Source organism: uncultured Algibacter sp. (assembly GCF_905480415.1).
In the GTDB taxonomy this organism is placed as follows: Bacteria; Bacteroidota; Bacteroidia; order Flavobacteriales; family Flavobacteriaceae; genus Algibacter_B.
In genome coordinates, this window is the sequence record NZ_CAJQQI010000156.1 from 1 (window position 1) to 6,866 (window position 6,866).

A 6,866-nucleotide genomic window follows, 5' to 3' on the forward strand; every position below is an offset into this window, starting at 1 on the left:
CATATTTTACACCCAAATACATTACAACGTATTACAGATTCTGAATTATATGGAAACAAATACAAGCTGTCTACGTTTATGACAGATTTAAACAATGCCATTTTTAAGTCTGACATATATAGTTCTGTGAATTCGTTTAGACAAAATCTGCAATTGGAATATACCAACATGTTGATTGGAGTGTTAATAGGAAAGCAAAGTAGTAAATATACACATAGTGCAAAATCTATGGCATTGTATAATTTAAAAGGGATTAGAGCTATGGCAGCACCTTCAGGGAACATAGCTTCAAGGGCCCACAAACAGCATTTAAGAATACTTATAGATAATGCTATTAAGGAAATTAAGTAAGACTACTTAATTTTTTTAAGCTAAAAATAAAAAAGCTACTTCGTAATTGGAGTAGCTTTTGTTTTGGTGTAGCACATGTTTCTTTTTAGGAACAATCAAATGTTTACTTTATGTTTCATATGCTTATACTTTATGTAGAGCAAATTTTATGCCAAAAGAAGCAGTGAAGATTAAGAATATTTAACAACTTTACCTTTTACGCCTTTGTAAAAGTTATACATATATTCAAAATCTGCTTCAACATCATCAGTTGGGTAAAAAGGCTCTGAAATTTTATTTTGTTTGTTTCCAAAATCAAGTGTAAACATAATGATTGGTACTTTGGCTTGTTTTGCTATATAGTAAAAACCCGTCCTCCAAGATGTTACTTTCTTTCTTGTTCCTTCTGGAGCTAAAGTCATTCTAAATTCATTGTATTGATCAAATAATTTAGCAATAGCCTCTACTTTATTCTCATTAGACTGTCTATTGATTGGAGCACCTCCTAAAGCCCTAAAAAACAACCCTAACGGAAATACAAATAGTTCTTTCTTTCCAATAAAATTTGTTCTTATACCTGTTATGGATCGCAGTAATACACCAATGTAGAAATCGTGCCAACTCGTATGTGGAGCTGCTATAATTATGGCTTTTTTTATTGTTTCTTTTGAGAATGTAGTGTTACCAATGACTTGCCAACCTAGAATTTTAAAATAAATAATTTTGGCGAGCCATTTCATATTACATTTTTTGGTATAAAGTCCTCAATTTTTCTCTTGTAATTATTTTTTTCCAGTTTTTGCCAATTGCATTTTCCCAAAGCGGTTCAAGACTTAAAGCAACATCAATCATTATATCGTATTCTCTGTCGTTTAAATCTGCACAAATACCTTGAGGCAATGTAACCTTATGCTTGGCTTTCATTTGCTTAAAAAGCTTGACACCTTCAGGGTAAAAGGCTTCTAGGTGATCAAAAACGATACAGTTACCTACACCATGTTTTGTGCCTAGTAAATAGGACAAGCCGTAACTCATTGCATGTGCAATTCCTACTTGTGAATACGCTATACTCATACCACCATGCCATGAGGCCATCATAAGTTTTTCTTGAGCTTCGACTTCTGAAAGATTACCTTCTAAGAATATTTCTTTACACAAATCTAATGCCATTTTGCCGTAGCTTTCGCTAAAAGCATTAAGGTACGTACCAGTTAAAGACTCAATACAGTGAATATAGCAATCCATTCCTGTATAAAACCATTGGTCTTTTGGAACCTCTTTTGTAAGTTCTGAATCTAAAACAACTTGATCAAAAGGTGTGTAATCAGAATTAATTCCTAATTTTCGTTCTGGACCAGTTAATACCGTTGTTCTTGAAACTTCGGCACCTGTGCCAGAAATTGTTGGTATACCAACGTGATAGATTGCAGGATTTTTAACTAAATCCCAACCTTGATAATCTTTAGTTTCACCATTGTTAGTTAACATAATAGAAACTGCTTTGGCTAAATCTAACAATGTTCCACCTCCTATTCCAATAATACCAGAAGGCTGCTCTTTATCTTTTAATATAATATCTTCAACTAGGGTGTCGACTTGAGCCGTTTTAGGTTCTTCATCAGCTGAAACAAAAATGATTCTATCATCATATGCCAATGAAATTCTTGATAATAACCATGTGTTATTTTTAAACACATCATCAATTAAGTAAATAAAAGGCGCATTGATGCTTAAGCGTTTTGGAGCTAAAAGTTCGTTTAATTGATTGAAACTACCTCTGCCAAAAATAACTCTTGGCACCATTGGAAAGTTTTTATAACTCATTTAACATATTTTCTTTTACAGATGGTAAAAATACCATTATTTTAAATTCTATAGGTTTAAATAATTTTGAAATCTTTCAAAAAATTCTCCAATATGATAGCCATCCACCAAAGCATGGTTAACACTTATTGATACATTCATATTTAGAGTCTCTTGCACATTAGAAACTTTACTAAAGGCTATTTTAGGTACAGAATCTAAATTCCCTGAAAAAGGTTCCTTATGCCCCGTGAAATTTAACCAAGGCATCGCCGAACAATGAATACAGTCTAATCCATTTTTTGGCGGATACAGATCTGCTGTATTTTCTATTCTATGCTTCTCATTTGCTATGTTTTTTACAAAAATACTTAAATCAGGATCAAACTCAATGAATGAAAAACCAAAAGTTTTATCGTTTCGCATAATAGTTGCAGATGCGTGTATTAAGGGATATTCAACAATTTTTTCATTTTCAATTCGAAGCTTCAAATTATCTACATCATTAATAGCCTTCATACAATCGTGTAAATATTTACCAAAAAAACTCAAATTATTTTCTTTTGAAAAATTATAAGCTTTTGTGATATCACAAGGAACGGTAACAGCAAAATAGGGGTCTAATAGTTTAATAAAATGCTCATATTGTGCCTTTCTGTTCCAAGTATTTAAATCAATATATTTCATATTAATTTAACAATTTTAATAAGCTTGTTAAACTATTAATGGTTTTATAATTTTTACCATTAGTTTCTTCTTCAGTGACTTCTTCATGAGCCCAAGTAGTATGGAAAGGGACATGAATGGCATGTGCCTTTATATTTACTAGAGGTAAAATATCAGATTTTAATGAATTTCCTATCATTAAAAATTCAGAAGGATTAATATCTAAATGATTTAATAATTTTGAATAATTAGCTTCTTTTTTATCGCTTAAAACTTCTATATGATGAAAATAATCTGTTAAACCAGACTTTTCTAATTTTTGTTCTTGGTCCAATAAATCGCCTTTTGTGGCTAATATGAGTCTGTATTTTTTTGATAGAACTTTTAAAACTTCTTCTACTCCTTCTAATAATTCAACAGGTTTATTCAACATATCTTTACCTATATTCAAAATGGCTTCAATAGTTTTTGTTGAAATATTATAATTTGATAGTTCTAAAGCTGATTCAACCATAGATAATGTAAAGGCTTTTACCCCATAACCATAAAGTGGCAAATTATCCATTTCCATTCTAAAAAGCTCTTGATCTATTTTATTTGGAGTTTCATATTGAGATAAAAGATTAGTGAATTTTTTTTCTGCTTCTCTAAAATAGGTTTCATTAACCCAAAGGGTGTCATCAGCATCAAAGCCTATTACTTTAATGTTTTGGTAATTTACTTCCATATTTTCTTTGCGCGTTCTAAATCTTCAGGAGTGTCTATTTCAACACCTTGAACATCTGTTTCAACCATTTTTATACGCTTTCCGTACTCTAAATAACGAATACACTCTATTTTCTCAGAAGCTTCCAGCGGAAGCATTGGTAATTTATAAAAATCTAAAATAGCTTCCTTTCTAAATGCATAAACACCTTTATGTTTAAAATATTTTACACCTACATTATGATCTCTTGGGTATGGAATTGGGCTTCGTGAAAAATAAAGTGCGAAATTTGATTGATCCACAATAACCTTTACTGTATTGGGATTATTAATCTCATCTTCATCAGTAATATGGACCATTAAAGACGCCAAATCAATACTTTTATCATTATCGTTTTTAAAAACTTCAATAAGTTTTGATAATGATTCTCTATCAGTAAAAGGCTCATCTCCTTGTACATTGATAACAATATCAATATCCATTAACTCGACAGCTTCAGCTATTCTATCACTGCCGCAATCATGCTCCTTTTTACTCATTATCACTTTTCCGCCATTATCTACAATTTCATTGTAAATAATATCGCTATCGGTAACAACAAAAACATCATCGAATAATTTTGTAGCAACAGTGGCTTCGTAAGTTCTTTGAATAACCGTTTTACCTCCAAGATCTTGCATAAGTTTACCAGGAAAACGTGATGCAGCATAACGTGCGGGAATCATTGAAATTATTTTCACAGATATAAATTTATTTGTTTAAGTAAATTCTATTTTCAAAAATAGCCAAATATTATTGGTTTTTAATCTTAGTTGTTTTAAACTTTTTATATAGTTTGAAAACTACAAATAATATAAAAATAACTAAAACCGCCCCTACTATAGGCAGAAAGATAGAAACAATAGACATTATAACTGAGGTTCCTGTTTCAATCATTGAAACTACTGGGTTTGCCACTCCTCCAGTTGTTAATGTTGAGGTTAGTCTTGTTGTGCTAGATGTTCCTGCTACTACCGCCGCTGTACCTCCACCTGCTATAATAGCTAAAGACCACGTAATTACAGGACTTAAATCTGCGACCGTAGACAACATAATAGCAGTGCCTGCTAGTGCAGCCAATGGTACTGTAACGCTATCCAATACATTATCGATATATGGGATAAAATAGGTAACTATTTCAACAATAGTAGCGGCACCTAAAGTAATTAAAGCTGCTGTACTTCCAATCCATTCCCAAGATTCATTAAGTTGCCAAACATCAAAATAAGATGACACACTCAATGCGAATAAGGGTAAAAACACTCTAAAGCCCACGGATGCAGATAAACCAATTCCTAGGCAAATACTAATAATGGTTTCAAATGTCATAGTCCTATATCCTAAAGAAAAATTTATAATACCTATTAATTTTAAAATATAGTAATTATCTGAATAAAACTCTTCAAAACACAAAATTTCAAAATCAGCACAAATTGAATATTAACTGTGATTTTTTATTATTCCTCAAAAAAATCGTCCGTAAAACCAATAAGATACAATTTCACTTTAGCTCTCGTTACCGCAGTATATAACCAACGTAAATATTCTTTATCTATACCATTTGGTAAATAAGGTTGCTCTACAAAAACAGTATCCCACTGCCCACCTTGTGATTTATGACACGTAATAGCATAAGAAAATTTAACTTGTAGCGCATTAAAGTGTTTGTTGCCTTTAACTTTTAAAAACTTTTTATATTTACTCGTTTCACTCTCAAAATCTTTCATGACTTCTTGATACAATCTATTAGAGTCTTCATAAGGTAATGATGGTGTTTCAGCCGCAATAGTATCTAAAAGTAAGACCGTTTCAAAAGGAATCATTTTAGGATAATCTACCATTCTTATTTTTACTTCCGCAAAGCGAAAACCATAGAGCTCTTGAATACTAAAGATTTCGAGAACCTCAATAATATCACCATTTGCTATAAAACCAGCATCACTAGTTGGCTTTACCCAAAAATAATTATTCTTCACAACCATCAAATAATCGCCAGCTGTTAATTCATGCTCATTAAATAAAATTCTATTTCTTATTTGTTGGTTGTATAAATTGGCACGCTTATTACTTCTTACAATTATGGCGGTTTCCTCCTTACCTAATTCGCTGTAAGCATCATTAATAGCATCCATAATTTCATAACCATCAACTAGTCTGATAATATCTGTGTAATCTGACAAGTCAAACTTAAATGAATCAAAATAGGTATTTAATAACGTTTCACGTAAAACCGTGGCATTTGCTAAAATACCAGAACCCTGTTCTTGACGTACCACTTCATCAAGTTCCATTTTAGTAACTTCCTTATTATAATTTAAGGCTAAAGTTCTTTCATCTAAAGCCGGACTTAAGTCTAACTTTACTGGCGGTAACTGCGCTGTATCACCAATTAACAACAACTTACATTGATGACCAGAATATACATATTGCATCAAGTCGTCTAATAAAGAACCATTTTCGAATAATTTTGATTCTCCAGGAGTATCAGAAATCATTGAAGCCTCATCTACAATAAAAATGGTGTTTTTATGCTTGTTGGGTTGCAACACAAATTTTACACCTCCATTTTTTTCTTTTTTAGGGAAATATATTTTTTTATGAATCGTAAATGCTTCCTTACCTGAATAATTAGCAATCACTTTTGCCGCTCTACCCGTTGGTGCCATTAAAACGGCACTCTTTTTAGCTTTCCATAAATTTGACACAATAGCCCCAACAATCGTAGTTTTTCCTGTTCCGGCATAACCTTTTAATACATAAAGCAAATTTGGAGCCTTAGAAAAAATAAATTCAGATAATTGTTGTAAGACAATATTTTGTTTTATCGTAGGCTCGAATGGAAATTGTTGTCTTATAAGCGAATAAAATTCAGATGAGGTCATTTAGTTTTAAAAAATTTAAATTTTATTCAAAGATAGAAATGATTTTTACTCACTTTGGTTTTAACGATTAAAAAAAAATTGTAGATTTGCTAAATACCATTTACTAAACTTTTATTTAAAGAACATACTATGTTAAAATTTATTCTCATTGCAGTTGCAGTTATTTTAGTTACAATTGGCTTAGTTAAGTTAGTTGATAAATTTATACCATCTAAGTTTAAACCTATTTTGAATATAGTACTTTGGTTATTAATTGCATTTTTAGGATATCAGACTTATATGTCTATTTATGAGCCAATTCAATTTAATAAAGTAAAAAATAAGCGTTACTCTATAGTTATTGAGAGTTTGAAAGATATTAGAGATTCTCAATTAGCGCACAGACAGGTTACTGGTAAATTTGCTAAAGATTTTGATGGCTTAATAAAGTTTATTGATAC

Annotated in this window: 7 protein-coding genes and 2 pseudogenes; 2 read left to right on the top strand and 7 right to left on the bottom strand. The window is 31.2% G+C overall.

What is annotated here, in order from left to right; translation table 11 throughout:
* Positions 1-351: pseudogene (locus tag QZ260_RS10710) on the top strand (hypothetical protein); the annotation flags it as partial.
* Positions 352-521: 170 nt separating this feature from the next.
* Here the strand turns inward: QZ260_RS10710 and QZ260_RS10715 are convergent.
* From QZ260_RS10715 to QZ260_RS10745, 7 genes are all read right to left on the bottom strand, one after another.
* Entirely contained in the window at positions 522-1,070 is a 549-nt protein-coding gene (locus tag QZ260_RS10715; protein WP_295985992.1) for a 1-acyl-sn-glycerol-3-phosphate acyltransferase, read from the bottom strand.
* A gap of 1 nt (position 1,071) precedes the next feature.
* A complete protein-coding gene (locus tag QZ260_RS10720) occupies positions 1,072-2,154 on the bottom strand; it encodes an iron-containing alcohol dehydrogenase family protein (RefSeq protein ID WP_295985994.1) in 1,083 nt (360 codons plus the stop codon).
* Between the two features lie 48 nt (positions 2,155-2,202).
* Positions 2,203-2,820, bottom strand: coding sequence for a CatA-like O-acetyltransferase (locus QZ260_RS10725; protein ID WP_295985999.1), 618 nt, complete (start codon positions 2,818-2,820; stop codon positions 2,203-2,205).
* Between the two features lies 1 nt (position 2,821).
* Positions 2,822-3,526, bottom strand: coding sequence for an HAD family hydrolase (locus QZ260_RS10730; protein WP_295986001.1), 705 nt, complete (start codon positions 3,524-3,526; stop codon positions 2,822-2,824).
* Complete coding sequence (kdsB, locus tag QZ260_RS10735; RefSeq protein WP_295986008.1) at positions 3,517-4,230, bottom strand: 3-deoxy-manno-octulosonate cytidylyltransferase; 714 nt, start codon at positions 4,228-4,230, stop codon at positions 3,517-3,519. The genes QZ260_RS10730 and kdsB overlap by 10 nt, the downstream gene beginning before the upstream one ends.
* Positions 4,231-4,297: 67 nt before the next feature.
* Entirely contained in the window at positions 4,298-4,873 is a 576-nt protein-coding gene (locus tag QZ260_RS10740) for a DUF4126 domain-containing protein (RefSeq protein WP_295986003.1), read from the bottom strand.
* 128 nt (positions 4,874-5,001) lie between these two features.
* On the bottom strand, positions 5,002-6,426 hold the full coding sequence (locus QZ260_RS10745) for an AAA family ATPase (protein WP_295986006.1): 1,425 nt from the start codon (positions 6,424-6,426) through the stop codon (positions 5,002-5,004).
* A 129-nt stretch (positions 6,427-6,555) separates the two neighbouring features.
* On the opposite strand from QZ260_RS10745, the pseudogene QZ260_RS10750 reads away from it, so the two are divergent.
* A pseudogene (locus QZ260_RS10750) lies at positions 6,556-6,866 on the top strand (hypothetical protein); the annotation flags it as partial.